Source organism: Helicobacter pylori (genome assembly GCF_006439795.1).
GTDB lineage: Bacteria > Campylobacterota > Campylobacteria > Campylobacterales > Helicobacteraceae > Helicobacter > Helicobacter pylori_CR.
This window is the reverse complement of record NZ_VEYL01000007.1, coordinates 15,616-32,605: the sequence shown is the minus strand read 5'-3', so window position 1 is coordinate 32,605 and position 16,990 is coordinate 15,616. Positions and strand designations below refer to the sequence as shown.

The window sequence follows — 16,990 nt, the reverse complement described above, 5'->3', positions numbered from 1 at the left end:
AATTAACGATCCTTTGTGATGGTTTTAGCTTTAGCGCCTACAGCCGTAGAACCCGTGGGTAAATCTGAAAGCACCACCGCATTAGCCCCAATCCTCACATCATCGCCCACACAAATCGCGCCCAAGACCTTAGCCCCTGCCCCCACTACCACACGATTGCCTAAAGTAGGGTGGCGCTTGCCCTTGAACTTGCCCGTGCCCCCTAGAGTTACGCCATGATAAATGGTAACATCATCTCCAATCTCTGTGGTCTCGCCAATCACCACACCCATGCCATGATCAATAAAAAGCCCTCTCCCAATCTTAGCGCCCGGGTGGATTTCTATCCCAGTGATAAAACGCGCCAACTGAGAAAGCGTGCGAGCAATGAAGTAAAACCTCCGCTTGTGCAACGCATGCGCTAGGCGGTAACAAAGCAGCGCATGAATGCCCGGATAAAGCAAGAGCACCTCCCACTTATTCCTAGCTGCCGGGTCTTCTTGCAAGACACGCTCCAGGCTATAAGACAGATCTAGCATGACAGAGTCTCCGGTTAAAATATATTTGGATCAACATGACTTGAGCAGATTTTTCTCATCCATTCCAATAAAACTTGATGCAAATTTTTCTTGCCATTATACCTAAACTCACACTCCTTTTAATGGAGTAAAATCAATAGAGTAAAACGCTCTCTCTTTTAATCCTTTAAATTCTCTTAAACAACCCTTTAAAAAGGCTTAAAAAACCCACTAATCCACATTAATTTGGTATTTATTTGGGATAAAACTATTTTAAACGAAAAAATAAAAAGCAGATTGAAAAAGATTGCTATTAACTATTAATGGTGCCGAAGGTCGGACTCGAACCGACACGGGATTGCTCCCACCAGATTTTGAGTCTAGCGTGTCTACCAATTCCACCACTTCGGCGTTATAGAACAAAGAGTGAGATTATACCCACTTATTCCTTAAAGAAACTTAATGGTGCACTGGGCGAGACTCGAACTCGCACGAGATTGCTCCCACCACCCCCTCAAGATGGCGTGTCTACCAATTCCACCACCAGTGCTAAAAATTTAAAACAAATATTATAGCTAAATCATGCTTTTTAAGCAATAATTTAGCCCATCAAAAACCCTTAACTTAAGAATGGGTTACTATAAATAGCGATAATAGCAAACACTAGAGTATAAATCACTTGCGCTTCAATCATCGCCATGGCCACGAACATGGTTGTGAGCAATTTACCGCCCACTCCTGGGTTTCTCGCTGTGCCTGTAATGGTCGCTGCAGCCGCATTCCCCATACCGATCGCCCCACCAAAAGCGGCAATCCCTAAACCAATCATCGCCCCTAAGATAGAATAAGATTTAATCATATCCATCCCACCCATTCCACCATCATGAGCGAAAGCAACGCCCGCTAAAGCCAGAAAAAATAACGCTAAAAATTTCATTTTCGCACTCCGTTTCAAAAATTGGGCTTGATTTTCATTTCGAATCGTTCCTCTACTTTCAAAAATACAAGCAAGGGCTTATTTTAATATAAATTAGCTTAAAAACGCTTTTAAAATGATAAGTTTTTATTAAATTATTAGAAATAAGGAAGTTTTTAAAAACAAATTTAATTTAAGCAATAAATTATCCTTAAAAACTTAAAACAATCCATTAGTAGTATAATGGCATGGTCAATAAATTAGATACAATAAAGGATCACAATGCCAAAAGATAACAATAAAGAACTTACACTATTTGAAAGGGTTTGGGGCAGTGAAATAAAAATTCTGCCGACTTTACCAAGAAAACAAACACTTGATAGCAATTATCAACGCATGATTTTAATTAAATCAAATGAGTTATACTATGCAATAGGTAACGCTATGAATCAAGATGGGCGTGTCTACTACAAAACAAGTGTTTCTCCAGACAAATTAATGCGGTATACTAGTAACGGACAGTATTCGTCTATGCTAAAAGGAGAAAAAGGGTTTGGGAGTCATATAGGCTTTGAGATAGCGAATAATATTGCTATAGAAACTATGAACCATATTGCCCCTATTCTTAACTATAAACTAGCGGAAATCTATTATGAAGCATATGCCGAAACTAATCGTCTTTTTAATGAAAATCAAAGCTTACTCACACAACAAAACATCTTTGTTACCCAACAAATTAATGCTTTAAAAGCTAAAACCAAATTTCTCCAAGAAGTTTATAAGGATATTTCTCAAACTTCTAAAAGTGATGTTTTTAGACAATCAACATGCACCAGTCTACAAAGAATACGCATTGAGTTAGATGAAATTTTTTATAATTTTATATCCCAAATAAATCAAGGGCTAATATTAAAGAACTTTAATGATGTAAGTGGTAACTACATTTGTGCGAGATACGCTCTTTCTCATTATGGTTTTGCGTTGGTTTTAGAATATGTTGTTGCAGGACTCATTGATAATGAGAGCATGAAATTTTTAAAAGCTAAAGTTGAAGAAGCTTTTGATAGCTTCAATCAAACAACAAAGAATTTGGGAAGAAAATTAAATTCTATCCAAGACGATAATTGCCAATCTCAACAAAGCATTATACCATTTTATGGGTGGTATTATGGGTCGGCACGATACCATCCTAATCAACTAAATGAAATCAATAGGTTAAACAACGAAAATGCAGATATAGAATATATCAAAAGTAATATTTTAAGTTATTTTGATATAAAAAGGGATAGCGACGCCCTCTTTAATTTAATTGAAGCCCCTAAACAATACCTTCAAAATATTGTTATCACCCACGAAGAGGAATAAAAAAGAGTGTATATATTTTAGCCAAGTCCTATGTATTAGATTGGTTTTACATAGGACTATGGATAATTTAAGAGATGGATTAAGCCAAATCCAAAGCGATTTTACCCTTATTGAAGCTAATCACCCTACACCTGATGCTATCGCCTTCTTTTAAAACCACTTGACACCTGTCCATGTGTTGTTTTCTTAACAAGCCTTCGCCCCCCTTAGGCAAGCTTAAAAACGCCCCAAAATCCACGATTCTTTTCACTTGAGCTTCTAGCACCTCATCAATAGCGTATTGCTCCAATTCTTGATCTAAAGAATGCAAATAGTTTAAAATAAATTCCTTAGTTTTTAAAACGCGCTCTTTATTCCCCATGATTTTCACTTCACCGCTCGGTTTATTCAAATCAATTTTAACCTCAAACTTTTCCACTATCTCTTTAATCACACGCCCCCCTTGACCGATAATTTCTACAATTTTATCGGGCGCAACATTAAAAATTTCAGTCGTGGGCAAATGGGAAAAATTGATCACAATCTTTTCTTTCGCTTCATGCATGATTTTTAAAATATGTTTCCGTGCTTCTTTGGCTTGGAGCAAGGCTTGGTATAAAACCTCTAATCTAATACCGCTCATTTTGGTATCCATTTGCATAGCCGTAATGCCTTCTAAATTCCCGGCAATCTTAAAATCCATATCGCCTTCGGCGTCTTCTAAGCCGCTAATATCGCTTAAAATAGCGTGATCTTTCCCCTCGCTCACCATGCCCATAGCCACCCCAGCGACTAAATCATAAATTCCCACACCGCTTGCATAAAGGGCTAAAGACCCTGCGCACACGCTCGCCATTGAGCTTGAACCATTGCTTTCTAAAATCTCAGAAACCAATCGTATCACCTGCTCTTTATTTTTAATGCTCGTTTCTAAGGCCCTTTTAGCCAAATTCCCATGCCCTAATTCACGCCTTGAAGTCGCGCCAATAGAACTCGCTTCGCCCACGCAAAAAGGAGGGAAATTATAATGAAACATGAAGCGCTCTTTGATAGGGGTTTTATGTTCCAAACTCTCATGGGTTTGAGCGTCATTATCCGTGCCCAAAACCCCTACCACTAAGCTCTGCGTTTGCCCCCTAGTGAATAAAATGGAGCTATGCGCCATAGGGAGCAAATCGCTCTCTATCACAATGGGTCGCACTTCTTCTAACGCACGCTTATCCGGGCGGATCTTATCTTGAATAATCATGCGCCTTATCTCAGTTTTTTTCACTTTTTCTAAAGACAATTCAATCTCTTCTAAACTGAATTCTGAGTGGGCTTCGCTGATTTTTTTAGCAATTTCATTGAAAACATTTTCTCGCTCGCTCAAAGCAGAACTTTCAATGCCTTTGATGATTTCATCAAAATACTGATTTTTTAATAAATCTAACAGCCTTTCATTAAAAATTATTCCTTGGCTCTCTTTAAAAAGCAGCTCGTTTTGGTGGGGCGTGAAAGCCTCTTCATAAAGCGTGCAAGTTTCTTTCAAACTTTTTTGAGCCGATTCTAAAGCTTCTAGCATTAAAGGCTCTTCTAAAGCGTTTAATTTTTGCCCCAAAGAGCGCATTTCTATCATGTTCAAACTCTCTTTCGTTCCAGACACGAACAAATCCAAATTGGATTGATTCAAAAGGCTTGTGTTAGGGTTAATGATAAATCCGTTATCCACCCTAGCGATCCTGCAAGCGCTCACGCTTTTAATAGGAGCGATATGGGCCAAAAAGAGGGCGGCTGAAGCGGCGTTTAAAGCAGAAACTTGCAAATCGTTTTCAATATCATGGCTTAAAACCATTAAAGTGATTTGGGTAGGGTAGCGGTAATCTTTAGGGAATAAAGGGCGTAAAGTCCTATCTATGAGCCTAGAAGTTAAGATTTCAAAATCTTGCGCCCTGCCTTCTCTTTTAACAAAACCGCCAGGAATCTTACCGGCTGCATAAGATTTTTCTAAAAACTGCACCACTAAAGGCAAAAAATCTTCACTCACAGGCTCTCTTTCTACGCACACGCTCGCTAAAATGATGGTTTTTCCTAATCGGTATAAAAGAGAGCTGGTGGCTTGTTTGGCCACTTGTTTGAGAGCAAATTCTTCGGTTTTGTTACTGGAATTGATGGTGATAAAATCCATATTTAATGTTCCTTTTTTAAATTAGGCACGTTGTTAGCGCCCAAGTATTTTTCAATTTCTTCATTGCTTAATCGCTTGAGTTCTTTATAATGATGTTCCACAGAGACAAAACATTCAGGGCGGTACACGCTAATCACCCCATCGCACAAACTTTCTAAGCCTTGAGCGACATTTTGCGCGAGAATGGGGGTTAAAATGTAAATGTCTTGGCATTCTTTTTTCAAACAAGTTTGCACGCCTAACCCTGCTCTAAACCCGGTCTCAATCCCCCTATCTACGATAAAAATATTTTTATCTTTCAAGCTTTTGATCGCATTGCCTTTGCGATACTGATAGATATGAGACAAAATGTCTTCTTCATAAGCCCGCTTGGCTTCCCCATAAACATAGTCTAAAGCGATGTCAAAGGAATTGATTAAACTTTCATTCATCACAATATCCATGCTTTCACTCACTAAAGCGATTTCACATTTTGAGTTTAAAGGGGCTAGGATAGGTTCTAAAAAAAGTATATCATAAGTCGCTCCAAATTTTTGCGCTAAGGCGTGAGCTAAATACAGAGCGTTAAAACTCAAAGCGAGCATGATGGAATCTTTTAAATCAATGTGGCGCGTGTGGATTTCATTAATCAATTTGTTTAAAGCGTCTTCTTCATTGATAAAACGCATGCCCTCTATATCGGTGATATGGCTAAAGTCCGTATTCAAATCTATTCCTTTTTTACTTACGCTGTAAAGAGCGGTAAGTTACATTGGTTTTAGTGATCGGTGAAAAGTCTAATTCTAGCTTAACATAGTTATTTTCAAACACTCTTATAGGTTGGTTGGGATCGCCGGTGAGGATAGGGCGTCTTTGATTGACGAATTGAAAGCCAATCCCAAAACAACGGATTTTTTTATAAATCCCCACATTCCAATTTAAAACCACATTGTTTCTAATATCATAACCCACATCCGCGCTCATGGAAAAATAGCCAAAGTCGTTGCTAAAACCCGCCTTTAAATAATCCGCAGGATTTTCTACAATGCTATTAATCCCACTGCTAAAATTGTTTCTTAAAAAATAAGAGAGGTTAAAGCTTAAAAACTTGCGTTGGTAATTGGCGTTCACAGAGATTTCTTCTAAGCGGTTTTGATAAAACGAATAAAAGACATTCCCAAAAATATTCAATCCTGTTAAGGGCGAAAACCCGATCTTGCTCTCTAGTGGCATTCTAAAGGGCGAAACTTTATCGTCAAGATTGATGAGTTGCGATATTTTAAAATACAATAACTCTTGCCCCCCTAAGCCATAAAGGTATTGCGTTAGGGTTAAATCCACCGTCTTGTTGCTCGCATTGCTAGGTAAAATGCTGCTAGGATTCCACACGGAGTCATACAAACGCCCTTGATAATCATAATCTCTCAATAAAGGCGAAGTGTAGCTGTTTAAAGCTTGCGCGCTTAAAGCATACATGTTTTGAGAAAATAAGCCGTTTTTAAAGGTGTAATAAGGGATGTTGAAAATCGCTTCTAGTTGGATCGTGTGGAAAAGTTTGTTGTATTCTCTGGCTAAATCCGTATTGACATACATGGAAAAATTTGAAGACACAAAATTCCCAAATTCCCTTGATTCATTAGGGATCGTAGGCACGAAGGAATTTTTAGATTGCATTAAAGCCACATTAGATAGTTGGAGATCATTCCAAAGCCCTAAAGATAAATACTTTTTAAACAAAGAAAATTGCAAGCCCACCGGCACATTCAAAGCGTTTTGCACATAGCCATAACCAATCTCTCTTGCGGTGTTTCTAAACTGATAATCCACCGAATACAATAAATTCCTAAAATACAAAGAATTTAAATATTTATGGTATTGCAAATTAGGGACAGATTGGAAAGTGCGGTTATTGTTGATTTTATTCAGGTTTAAAAAATACTTGATATTCAAGCCATAATAATTGTTTTCTGTTTGCAAATAGTAATTCGCCCTAGACATGTGCGTGGCGTCTGTGATGCGCTTATTAACCTTTTCAAAACGCACATAGTCCAAATCATTCATGTATAAAAAGTCAATGTAATGCCCGTTGTCAATATTAGACTTAAGATGAAAATATTTTTGTAAAGTGTCCCTGCTAGAGCTTAAAAATTCAAACCCGTAGATATTTTGATTTCTCAAATCATAGCGTTTGACGTATTGGGTGTAATTCCTAAAATAGCGCGCATTGAATAAAAACCTGTCGTTTTTAGAGTTAATGTAGCGTGCTTCAAAATTCAAGCCAAAACCCCTTTTATAGCGGATTTGTGGGGTAAAGGTCATATCCCATGAGTTTTTGGGGGCTAAATAAAAGGGTTGCAAATAAATAAAGCCGTCTAAGTTGGAAGTGCCAAACTCAGGATATAAAAACCCGGTGGTGCGTTTGTTGCTAGTGGACATGAAAATATAGGGCAAATACAATACAGGAATATCACCGACATAGATCTTAGGATTCCACATAGACAAATGCGATTTTTGCATGTTGAATGAGCCTGAAGTCGCATTGACATGCCAAATGGGGTTATCAATGCTGCACCCTGAAGCGCTCATGTTTTTAACCTTATATTTTTGATCCTTCCCGCTAGCAATATCCGCGCTCACCCAAATCCCGCTCACGCTGTCTTGGACATAAAAGGGGAAAATGATTTCATATTTTTCATTCAAGCTCAATTTCACGTAATCGGTTTTAACGAGCAAACCCTCGCCCCTATAAACCTTGATATTCCCCTCTAATAACGCTTCTTTAGTCTTGGTATCATAACGCACCTTGTCCGCTAAAATATACACATCATAGTTTAATAAGATCGCATTCCCTGAAGCGGTTATCACATTGTCTTTAGCGCTCACTTTATCCGCAAGGATTTCAAAAATCTTATGGTTTTGTTTGTCAAATCGTTGCATAGCGATTTCTTTAGCCTCTAATGCGCTCAACAAAAAAAAGACCGCCAAATACAACCAATAAATCATGATTAAAACAACACCAAAAGATTTTTGCTTTTTTCTTCATGCCACGCCCTATGATAGGGATTTTTAAACACCCCAAACCATAAAAAGGGGCATAGAAAAACCACGATCTTTAACCCTAAACGCTTCAATAAAATAGCCCTACTGGGGCAATCTGCTAAATAAATATCAATGATTTTAATCCTAAAAACCAGTTTAGCCAAACTCATCTTGCACAAACACACAAAAAAGATTTCATAAACGCCATACAAGACGATAAAACTCACTATGACAAACACGCTGTGATAAATGGGGTTAGTCAGCCAGTATAAAGAATGCAAGAAATCGCACGCGCCTAAAAGATCGCTCAATAAAAACGCCACTAACAAACCATCGGTTAAAAACGCTAAGATGCGCCAATACAAGGGGCATAAACGCATTTTTTCACGCATAAGAAGTGTTTCTATGATTTCGGTTTCTTCTTTTTCTAAATTTGGAGAGCGCATTCAAAAACAAACAAGACAAACTCTTTGGTTTGTCTTAAACTTTAACCTTTAAGAATATTCTTTCAAATCTAACACCTTAAAACCAATATCCTTGCGATAAAACATGCCTTCAAAATGCACCTTTTGAGCGATTTCATAAGCATGGTTTCTGGCTTCTAATAAGGATTTTCCTCTGCCAATGGCAAAGATCACCCTCCCCCCACTGCTTTCAAACACGCCATTATCTTGCTCCACCTCCCCTAAAATCAAATGACCCTTTTTTTCATCAACCGGATCAATATAAAGGGTTTGTTTGGGCGAAGAGCTAGCGGGGTAATTCCTAGAAACAAGCGCCACACTCATCACAAATTCTTTAGAAAACACCAATTCAAGAGAATGTAATTCCCCTTTGGCTGTAGCCAAACACAAATCTAATAGCGAGCTTTCTAAAAGGGGTAAAATCGTCTGGCATTCAATATCTTTAAAACGCACGCTAAAATCCAATAAATACGGCTCTAAAACGCCCTTTTCTTCTATGATTACAATTTCAGCGAGTAAAACCCCTTTAAAAAGCGTGTTATTAGCCTGAAGTTTCTCTAAAGTGGGTTTAAAGATATGATTTTTTATTTTCTCTTCTAATTCATTAGAGAAAAAGTTTGCAGGAGCGATGGCCCCCATACCTCCTGTATTGACCCCGTTATCCCCCTCTAATAAGCGTTTGTAGTTTTGGCAAAAGGGCAACAAGATAAAATCATCATTGGCTATGAGTGCTGTAACTGAAAGCTCAAACCCCTCTAAAAAAGGCTCTATGATCACAGGCTCATTGCTTTGTTTGAAAGCGTCTTCAAGGATTTTTATCGCTTCTTCTTCTTGATGGACAATGCTTGTGTTTTTATTCAACGCTTTAATCACTAAGGGGAAAGAAGCGTTTTGAATGTGATTGAGAGCTTCTTTTAAATCGTTTGTTTCAAAGTAAGACGCGCTCTTGATGCCGCACTCTTTAACAAAAGCTTTCATATAGCTTTTAGAAGCCTCTAACTTAGCCGCTTCTTTAGAAGCCCCAAACACTAAAATCCCCGCTTTTTCTAGCATTTCTGTAAGTCCTAAAACCAAAAGCTCTTCTTCTGAAATGATGGCTAAATGGATCTGTTTTTTCAGGGCTAATTCCACGATATGCTCGTAATGTTCGCATTCCAGATTTTCGCCTAAATCTTGAGTGCCACCATTACCCAAACAAAAATACAAAGCATTCACTCGCTCATCTTGCTGAAGCCTTTGAGCCAAAGCATACTCCCGCCCCTTATTCCCCACAATTAAAACATTATAGTTGTTGTTATCTTTCATGTCTTTCCTAAAATGTGGTTGTTTTTAAACCCAGATGACCGCTACTTTTACATGCGCATAAGTTCAACAAACCTACACTAATAAGGCTAGGAGGATTTTCTTAGGGGCAGATTTAAAAAATGCCATCACACAAAAACCACTACCTTAGCCTAACTTATTTTTTCAACGAACTTGCCATCAATAAGAAACGCAAATCACCCAGGCGATGCTTACAATTATACTTAAATTTTAAAGAAATTCCATGCAAAAATATTCCAGCAATCTGTGATAGTTTTAATTGGCGTTTAGGCGTTTTAAGAGAAACTGACTGATTTATTTCAGCCTTTCTTTATACGCTGCTTCCAAACTGCTATACCCTTTTTTCAATTCTCCCACACCCCCAAAAGCCACTACTTTGGCTTCTTTTAAAAAAATCGCGCTGTCTAAATACTTTTCCACATCCACCACCAAATGCGTAGAGACTAATAAGCTTGCGTTTTGGCTAAACTCCTTAGCGATTAACTCAAAAATCTCTTCTCTTGCAATAGGGTCAATCCCAGCCACCGGCTCATCAAAAAGATACAAAGAAGCGTTTCGTGATAGGGTTAAAATCAGCTGTAATTTTTCCCTCATGCCTTTTGAAAGGGCTTTGAACTCTCTTTTTAAAGGCACGCTGAAGCGTTTTAGCAAATTTAGGGCTTTTGATTCATCAAAATCGCTAAAAAAATCCTTATAAAAAGCGATCGCTTTTAAAGGCGTTAATTTAGGGTCTAAAAAATCGCCATCGCTTAAAAACGCCACGCTTTTTTTAGTCTCTATGCCGATCTTTTGATTTAAAATTTTCACTTCCCCTTGATAGTTCAAATTCAATCCGGCTAAAATTTTTAACAGAGTGGTTTTACCCGCCCCATTAGGGCCTAAAAGCCCTATGAATTGCTGTTTGGGTAGTTTTAAATTGATATTGTCTAACGCTTTTAAACTCCCATAAGTTTTAGTCAAATTCTCTATTTCTACTAGCATTTTAATTCCCCGAATTTGCGCACTCTTTTGTAAAAATCGCTAATGATATTTTCTAAATCTTTAGGGGTGAAATCAGGCCATAAAATCGGCGTGAAGAACAATTCCGCATAGCTGGACTGCCACAATAAAAAATTAGACAAGCGCATTTCCCCTCCTGTTCGTAACAATAAATCCACTTCCGGCAAATCGTGCGTGTCTAAGCGATTAGAAATTTCATCTTCTAAGCTTTCTAAAAGGCTTATATTGCTAGGCGGGCTTTCTAGCAAGCTTTTAAAGGCTCTTGAAAGCTCGTTTTTAGATCCGTAATTAAGGGCTAAAACTTGCGTAAAATCCTTAAAATGCCTGGTATCGTTTTCAAGCTGTAAGATCGTGTCTCTCAATTCTTTAGAAAAGCCCTCTAAATCCCCTATCGCTTTAAAGCGTATGTTATTATCCAAATAAGTGGATCGCTCATCTTTAAGGTATTTTTTAAGCATTTTCATTAAAAAATCCACTTCACTTTTAGGGCGTTTCCAATTTTCTGTAGAAAAAGCGTATAAAGTCAAGCATTCTAGCTTATGATTAGCGCACCAGATCGTAATGTCTTTAAGGGTTTTTACGCCCTTTTTATGCCCATAAGCCCTAGCTTTATTCTTTAATTTAGCCCACCTGCCATTACCATCCATAATAATGGCAAGATGTTTGAGAGTGTTATCCAATGCCTTTACCCTTTAAAGAAATTCTTGAATTATACACCATTTAAAGCGTGCAAGCATCCACTAAATAAGCGATGTGCTGCCAAGAAAATCGGGTTTTTTCACTCAAACCGATCTCGCAAGTGCTAGAAGTGGAAAAGCCCCTTTTAAGATCATAGGATTGGTAAAACGCTTGAAAGCCGTTTAAAGCGCTCTCGTTCAATTCAGGGGTAAAAAAGCCCTTATTCCCCGCAAAGCCACAACAACCCGTCTCTTTATGGATAACAATCTCGCCTAAAGTGCATTTTTTAGCTAAATTAAACAACAACTCTTCTTTATTTTCTAACTTTAAAGTGCACATCGTGTATAACCCTATGTCTTCGTTAATGGGGTTGAATCTTAATTTAGGGCTTAGAATTTCTTCAATATAGACGCTCAAATCATAGACTTTCAAATCCTTATAAGCTTTCATTTGCTTGAAAAAATGCGTCGAACATGCGCTATGGTCTAAGACGATCGGTATTTTTCCCTCATCGCTTAATTGTAAAAAAATCGCATGGTTTTTTTCGTTGTTCTGCTTGGTTAAGTCGGTGTAATTGATAAAGGCTTTCCCGCAACAAAGCGCATCCAATCCATTAGGATACATTACCGAAACTTTGGCTTTTTGGCATAAGGATTCAAACACTTCTTGAATGCTTCTTTTATCCGCCATTTTGGTTGATGGAGCAAACGAGCGGTTGATGCAAGTGCTGAAATAAATGACTTTTTCTTCGCTCTTAAGCGTTTTATTCTCTAAAGGATAGGCGTTGTTTTTGGGCATGTAATCAAAAGCTTTAGGGAAGGGCTTGATGAATTTTTTAATCCCTTTGGTCAGGCTCACTAAATTGTGAGAACCTATGAGATTTTGAACCAAGCGAGCGCTTTTTAAAGAAAAACGAGCCGCACTTGTGGTTGCTTGCATGTGATTAAGGATCTTTGAAGCGATCTTTTCGCCTTTAGGGTTTTTTTGATAATAATTTAGGGCGATTCTTCCGGTATCAATTTCTAAAGGGCATAGCATAGAACACATATGGCACACCGCGCAAGTGGCGTGCACTAAATATTCAGACTCTTTTAAAAGCTCATCTAATAAAACTTGATCTTCATTATGACCATGACTTACTCTTTCTTTTAAGTATTCTATCTCTCTGTGGATAACGATTCGTTGTCGTGGCGTTAAAGATAAATCTTTGCTAGGGCAAATCCTTTCACAGAATCCGCATTCCATGCACATGTCCAGATGCTCTTCAATAGGGTAAATGCTCTTTAAATTTTTAGTGTGGATTTCTTTATCGTTTGTGATGATCACATCAGGGTTTAAAATGCCTTTAGGATCAAACAATTCTTTGATTTGTTTGTGGATTTTATAGGCTTTTTCTCCCCACTCCATTTCCACAAAAGGGGCTACCATCCTGCCTGTGCCATGTTCGGCTTTAATAGAGCCAGAGCTTTTGCTCACCATTAAAAACATCTCAGAAACCAAATTTTCAAACGCCTTTCTTTCGGTTTCATTTTCTAAAATCGGCGTAACGACAAAGTGCAAATTCCCGCTTAACGCATGCCCAAAAATAATGCCATTATCCTTAAAGCCATGTTTTTTTAAAAGCCCTTCAATCGCTTTTGCCCCCTCTACAAAATCCTCTTTGCTGAAGCACACGTCTTCAATGATCACAGAGCTTTGGCTTTTTCTTTTTGACGCTGCGATAGGGAAAATGCCTTTTCTAATCTTCCACCACGATTGATAAATGTTAGGATCGCTGCTGATTTGAGAATCTAAAACGACCGGTATCGCGTTCAAGGCGTTTAAAATCGTTTGCATGTTGTTTTCTAAAATTAAAGGATCATCGCTTTCGCTTTGAATGAGTAAGCATGCGTTAGGCTCTTTGACTTCTAAAATCACGCTAGGCATGCCCTCTAAATTTTTCACGCTTTTTAAGGACGCATAATCCATAAGCTCTGCTGAAGAAATCATTTCAGGTTGTTTGGCTTTTAAGGCGGCTAAAATTTGAGCGGCTTTGGCGCATTGCTCTAAATTTTCATAAAACAATAACGCGCAAGTTTTATAAGCGTAGTCTTTCACGCATTCTAATCCCACGCTTGAAATAAAGCCTAAAGTCCCCTCAGAGCCTATGAATAAATGGCTGATGATTTCAATCGGATCTTCAAAATCAATGAGAGCGTTTAAGCTATAGCCGGTGGTGTTTTTGATCTCGTATTTTTTCTTAATTAAAGCATGCAATTCTTCATCTTTTAAGATCTCTTTTCTTAAATTCAAAACCCCTTCAATCAAATCTTTATGCGCGTTTTTGAAACTCTCAACGCTCTCTTGATTGGCTGTGTCTAAAAGAGTGCCATCAGCTAAAATGACTCTTAAGGATTTTAGGGTTTTGTAGCTGTTTTGCTCCACCCCACAACACATCCCGCTAGCGTTATTAGCGACAATCCCCCCTATCATAGCGGTGTTTATCGTAGCGGGATCCGGGCCTATTTTTTTATGGTAAGGTTTTAATAAAGCGTTCGCATGGCTTCCTATGACTCCGCATGAAAGCTGAATGCTTTGAGTGTTGTCTAAAATGTGAGCGTCTTTGAAAAAATGCGCCACCACCACTAGCACCCCATCACAGCTCGCCTGCCCTGATAAGGAACTCCCAGCCGCTCTAAAAGTCAATGAAACGCCATGCTTTTTGGCTAAAACACAAAGCTTTTGAACTTCTTCTTCATCCTTCACCCAAACGACTATTTTAGGGATATAACGATAACATGACGCATCAATGCCATAAGCCAAACGGCGTAAATAATCCTTAAAGATCCGCTCGTTTAAAAACCCGCTCGCTTCTGTAAAAAAAGCATGATAATTTTCTTCCACACACACTCCTTAAACATTCCTATTTATCAAATCATTGTAACATAACCTTACTTTAAAAACTAAGGATAAACATGCTTGAAGATTTTGAAGATTATGCAATCAGTTTAGAAGAAGTGAATTTCAATGATTTTATCGTGGTAGATGTGCGCGAATTGGACGAATATGAGGAATTGCATTTGCCTAACGCTACGCTCATTAGCGTCAATGACCAAGAAAAGCTCGCTGATTTTTTATCCCAACACAAAGATCAAAAAGTGTTGCTCCATTGCAGGGCTGGTCGCAGGGCTTTAGACGCGGCTAAAAGCATGCATGAATTAGGCTATACGCCCTATTATTTAGAGGGCAATGTCTATGATTTTGAAAAATACGGCTTTAGAATGGTCTATGATGACACTAGCGGTAAAAAAAACTAGGCATGAGGGAGATTGTATGGGTGCATTCTCAAAGAATCGCCCCTTATAAGACTCTCATTTTAAATGAATTTTGCTACTATCCCTTAGAATTAGATCCAACCCCTTTTAACGCTCTCATTTTCACTTCTAAAAATGCGGTGTTTTCCTTGCTAGAAACTCTAAAAAACAGCCCCAAACTCCAAATTTTACAAAACATTCCTGCTTACGCTTTGAGCGAACCCACCGCAAAAACTTTACAAGATCACCATTTTAAAGTCGCCTTTATAGGGGAAAAAGCCCATGGCAAAGAGTTCGTTCAAGAAATCATTCCTTTATTGGAAAAAAAAAGCGTTTTGTATCTCAGGGCAAAAGAAATTGCTTCTTCTTTAGACACCATTCTTTTAGAGCATGGCATTGATTTCCAACAAGCCGTTGTTTATGAAAACAAGCTCAAACATTTGACTTTAAGCGAACAAAACGCCCTAAAACCCAAAGAAAAAAGCGTTCTTATTTTTACCGCTATAAGCCATGCAAAAGCCTTTTTGCACTATTTTGAATTTTTAGAAAATTACACCGCTATAAGCATTGGCAACACGACCGCTCTTTATTTGCAAGAGCAAGGCATTCAAAGCTATAGCGCTAAAAAGCCCTCCTTAGAAGCGTGTTTAGAACTGGCTTTAAGTTTGAGGGTTAAGGAATGTTAAAAACATCTCATTATAATGTTCTCAGTTATTTTTTAAAGGATGATGCATGAATTTTGTCTTTTTATGGGCCGCTTTAGGGGGGGCTATAGGGAGTTCGCTAAGGTATTTTGTGGGCAAAATGATGCCCAGTAAATTTTTAATGTTTGAAAGTTTTCCTTTAGGGACTTTTAGCGTGAATATCATAGGGTGTTTTGTCATCGGCTTTATGGGGCATTTGGCTGTCAAAAAAGTTTTTGGCGATGATTTTGGGATTTTCTTTGTTACCGGGGTTTTAGGGGGTTTTACGACCTTTTCTTCTTATGGGCTAGACACTTTAAAACTCTTGCAAAAATCCCAATACCTTGAAGCCATTTCTTATGTCTTAGGCACTAACCTTTTAGGGCTTATTGGGGTGGCTATCGGGTGGTTTTTGGCTAAAAATTTTATAGGCGTTAATTAAAAAACGCTTTCTGGCGTTTCATTAACGCTTGATTAAAGCAGAGCCTACAATCACAACAGCCACAAAGCCATTTCATCAGCCATGAAAAAATCGCTCGCTATCAATCGGTTATTTTTAATGAAAGCCTTATTCTCTTCAACCAAAAACTTTACTTTATTTTCATCTAGCAAGCTAAGCTCAACCCCAAGCATGCACCTCAAGCCTAAAAACAGCTTTTCTAAGCGTTTGTCTTGTTTATTAAGCGTCTCAACTTGGCGTTTTAGGGGGTCTTTGATGTAATTTTCTATGAGTTTTTTCGCATAAAAGCGCTCATTCGCCACACAGCCTACAGCCCCAGCCCCACACCCTAAATAATCTTTAGCCCCCCAGTAAGCTAAGTTGTGTTTGACTTGATAATCTCTAGCGTAATTAGACACTTCGTATTGCTTGAAAGAAAAGCTCTCTAAAACCTCTTTGATTACATTGTCAAAATTAGCGCATGAGGGTTTTTTGGCGTTTTTTTCTAAATTCGTGTTTTTTTCAATACTCAAAGCATAAGCGCTCAAGTGGTTGATAGGGAGTTCTTTGGCGAGTTTTAGTTCTTCTTTTAAAGAGTTTTCATTGTCTAATGGGGTGTTATAAATCAAATCAATGCTGATATTTTCAATCCCGCTTTTTAAAATGGTTTCTATCACAGGAGCGATATTTTTGGAATGTTGGCGCTCTAAAAACAATAATTTATCTTCCCTAAAACTTTGCACCCCCAAACTCAAGCGGTTGATCCCTAAATCTTTTAAGCCTTGACACCAAGCTTTAGAAATCAATTCAGGGTTAGCTTCAGTGGTGATCTCACAATCCAAGCTCAAGCGCGCATTGTGATGGATGCTTTCAAAAATCCTTTCAAAAGACTTCACGCTTAAAGTGTTAGGCGTGCCGCCGCCAATAAAAACGCTTTCAATTGGTTCATCAGTTTGACTTAACGCATGCTTTAAATCCAGGCATAACGCTTGAGTGTATTCTTCTTTTAGCCCATGCTTATTTTCATAGGAATTGAAAGCGCAATAACCGCATTTATTTTCACAAAAAGGGATATGAATGTATAAAATCATATTTATTTCTCTCATTTTCACTTCATTTTAAGCAAAACTTAAACTTGTAATTGTATCATTTTAAGATCATTTTGATAA

Annotated in this window: 15 protein-coding genes and 2 tRNA genes; 4 read left to right on the top strand and 13 right to left on the bottom strand. The window is 38.1% G+C overall.

Annotated elements, in window-relative coordinates; translation table 11 throughout:
* Positions 1–2: 2 nt before the first annotated feature.
* The 4 genes from cysE to FIM66_RS04245 all read right to left on the bottom strand — a co-directional run bounded on the left by cysE (position 3) and on the right by FIM66_RS04245 (position 1,434).
* Positions 3–518, bottom strand: coding sequence for a serine O-acetyltransferase (gene cysE / locus FIM66_RS04260; protein WP_000886360.1), 516 nt, complete (start codon positions 516–518; stop codon positions 3–5).
* Between the two features lie 303 nt (positions 519–821).
* Positions 822–908 (bottom strand) — tRNA-Leu (locus FIM66_RS04255).
* Positions 909–960: 52 nt separating this feature from the next.
* Positions 961–1,047: transfer RNA gene (locus FIM66_RS04250), tRNA-Leu, on the bottom strand.
* A 69-nt stretch (positions 1,048–1,116) separates the two neighbouring features.
* A complete protein-coding gene (locus tag FIM66_RS04245; RefSeq protein WP_000669961.1) occupies positions 1,117–1,434 on the bottom strand; it encodes a F0F1 ATP synthase subunit C in 318 nt (105 codons plus the stop codon).
* A gap of 261 nt (positions 1,435–1,695) precedes the next feature.
* On the opposite strand from FIM66_RS04245, the gene FIM66_RS04240 reads away from it, so the two are divergent.
* Positions 1,696–2,778 (top strand): hypothetical protein, encoded by a 1,083-nt coding sequence (locus FIM66_RS04240; RefSeq protein WP_120927788.1) that lies wholly within the window; start codon positions 1,696–1,698, stop codon positions 2,776–2,778.
* A gap of 79 nt (positions 2,779–2,857) precedes the next feature.
* On the opposite strand, the gene FIM66_RS04235 is transcribed toward FIM66_RS04240, so the two are convergent.
* From FIM66_RS04235 to FIM66_RS04195, 8 genes are all read right to left on the bottom strand, one after another.
* Complete coding sequence (locus FIM66_RS04235) at positions 2,858–4,924, bottom strand: polyribonucleotide nucleotidyltransferase (protein WP_140600079.1); 2,067 nt, start codon at positions 4,922–4,924, stop codon at positions 2,858–2,860.
* Between the two features lie 2 nt (positions 4,925–4,926).
* Positions 4,927–5,631 carry a phosphoribosyltransferase gene (locus FIM66_RS04230; RefSeq protein ID WP_194146527.1) on the bottom strand — a complete coding sequence of 235 codons (705 nt, stop codon included), beginning with the start codon at positions 5,629–5,631 and terminating at the stop codon, positions 4,927–4,929.
* A 13-nt stretch (positions 5,632–5,644) separates the two neighbouring features.
* Entirely contained in the window at positions 5,645–7,906 is a 2,262-nt protein-coding gene (locus FIM66_RS04225; RefSeq protein ID WP_000641078.1) for an LPS-assembly protein LptD, read from the bottom strand.
* A gap of 2 nt (positions 7,907–7,908) precedes the next feature.
* Entirely contained in the window at positions 7,909–8,388 is a 480-nt protein-coding gene (locus tag FIM66_RS04220; RefSeq protein ID WP_140600077.1) for an RDD family protein, read from the bottom strand.
* Positions 8,389–8,436: 48 nt separating this feature from the next.
* Positions 8,437–9,711 carry a phosphoribosylamine--glycine ligase gene (gene purD / locus FIM66_RS04215; RefSeq protein WP_140600075.1) on the bottom strand — a complete coding sequence of 425 codons (1,275 nt, stop codon included), beginning with the start codon at positions 9,709–9,711 and terminating at the stop codon, positions 8,437–8,439.
* A gap of 312 nt (positions 9,712–10,023) precedes the next feature.
* On the bottom strand, positions 10,024–10,710 hold the full coding sequence (locus tag FIM66_RS04205) for an ABC transporter ATP-binding protein (protein WP_000959595.1): 687 nt from the start codon (positions 10,708–10,710) through the stop codon (positions 10,024–10,026).
* The gene (locus FIM66_RS04200; RefSeq protein WP_140490633.1) at positions 10,704–11,408 is read right to left on the bottom strand and encodes a di-trans,poly-cis-decaprenylcistransferase; all 705 of its coding nucleotides are present in this window, start codon (positions 11,406–11,408) and stop codon (positions 10,704–10,706) included. Before FIM66_RS04200 ends, FIM66_RS04205 begins: the two co-directional genes overlap by 7 nt.
* A 40-nt stretch (positions 11,409–11,448) precedes the next feature.
* A complete protein-coding gene (locus FIM66_RS04195; RefSeq protein WP_194149251.1) occupies positions 11,449–14,289 on the bottom strand; it encodes an FAD-binding and (Fe-S)-binding domain-containing protein in 2,841 nt (946 codons plus the stop codon).
* Between the two features lie 71 nt (positions 14,290–14,360).
* Between FIM66_RS04195 and FIM66_RS04190 the strand changes: the two genes are divergently transcribed.
* The 3 genes from FIM66_RS04190 to crcB are packed head-to-tail and all read left to right on the top strand — an operon-like array spanning position 14,361 to position 15,824.
* On the top strand, positions 14,361–14,702 hold the full coding sequence (locus tag FIM66_RS04190) for a rhodanese-like domain-containing protein (protein WP_140478771.1): 342 nt from the start codon (positions 14,361–14,363) through the stop codon (positions 14,700–14,702).
* Positions 14,703–14,704: 2 nt separating this feature from the next.
* On the top strand, positions 14,705–15,385 hold the full coding sequence (locus FIM66_RS04185) for a uroporphyrinogen-III synthase (protein WP_140490629.1): 681 nt from the start codon (positions 14,705–14,707) through the stop codon (positions 15,383–15,385).
* Positions 15,386–15,431: 46 nt separating this feature from the next.
* Positions 15,432–15,824 carry a fluoride efflux transporter CrcB gene (gene crcB, locus FIM66_RS04180; protein ID WP_140490627.1) on the top strand — a complete coding sequence of 131 codons (393 nt, stop codon included), beginning with the start codon at positions 15,432–15,434 and terminating at the stop codon, positions 15,822–15,824.
* A gap of 50 nt (positions 15,825–15,874) precedes the next feature.
* Here crcB and hemW read toward each other — a convergent pair whose 3' ends face one another.
* Positions 15,875–16,912, bottom strand: a complete 1,038-nt coding sequence (gene hemW, locus FIM66_RS04175) for a radical SAM family heme chaperone HemW (protein WP_194149252.1) — start codon at positions 16,910–16,912, stop codon at positions 15,875–15,877.
* Positions 16,913–16,990: the final 78 nt, after the last annotated feature.

What these genes read in the sequence shown, in the direction of transcription:
- cysE (WP_000886360.1), bottom strand. Translation starts at nt 518, where the DNA reads ATGCTAGATCTGTCTTATAGCCTGGAGCGTGTCTTGCAAGAAGACCCG.
- FIM66_RS04245 (WP_000669961.1), bottom strand. Translation starts at nt 1,434, where the DNA reads ATGAAATTTTTAGCGTTATTTTTTCTGGCTTTAGCGGGCGTTGCTTTC.
- FIM66_RS04240 (WP_120927788.1), top strand. Translation starts at nt 1,696, where the DNA reads ATGCCAAAAGATAACAATAAAGAACTTACACTATTTGAAAGGGTTTGG.
- FIM66_RS04235 (WP_140600079.1), bottom strand. Translation starts at nt 4,924, where the DNA reads ATGGATTTTATCACCATCAATTCCAGTAACAAAACCGAAGAATTTGCT.
- FIM66_RS04225 (WP_000641078.1), bottom strand. Translation starts at nt 7,906, where the DNA reads ATGATTTATTGGTTGTATTTGGCGGTCTTTTTTTTGTTGAGCGCATTA.
- FIM66_RS04220 (WP_140600077.1), bottom strand. Translation starts at nt 8,388, where the DNA reads ATGCGCTCTCCAAATTTAGAAAAAGAAGAAACCGAAATCATAGAAACA.
- purD (WP_140600075.1), bottom strand. Translation starts at nt 9,711, where the DNA reads ATGAAAGATAACAACAACTATAATGTTTTAATTGTGGGGAATAAGGGG.
- FIM66_RS04205 (WP_000959595.1), bottom strand. Translation starts at nt 10,710, where the DNA reads ATGCTAGTAGAAATAGAGAATTTGACTAAAACTTATGGGAGTTTAAAA.
- FIM66_RS04190 (WP_140478771.1), top strand. Translation starts at nt 14,361, where the DNA reads ATGCTTGAAGATTTTGAAGATTATGCAATCAGTTTAGAAGAAGTGAAT.
- FIM66_RS04185 (WP_140490629.1), top strand. Translation starts at nt 14,705, where the DNA reads ATGAGGGAGATTGTATGGGTGCATTCTCAAAGAATCGCCCCTTATAAG.
- crcB (WP_140490627.1), top strand. Translation starts at nt 15,432, where the DNA reads ATGAATTTTGTCTTTTTATGGGCCGCTTTAGGGGGGGCTATAGGGAGT.
- hemW (WP_194149252.1), bottom strand. Translation starts at nt 16,912, where the DNA reads ATGATTTTATACATTCATATCCCTTTTTGTGAAAATAAATGCGGTTAT.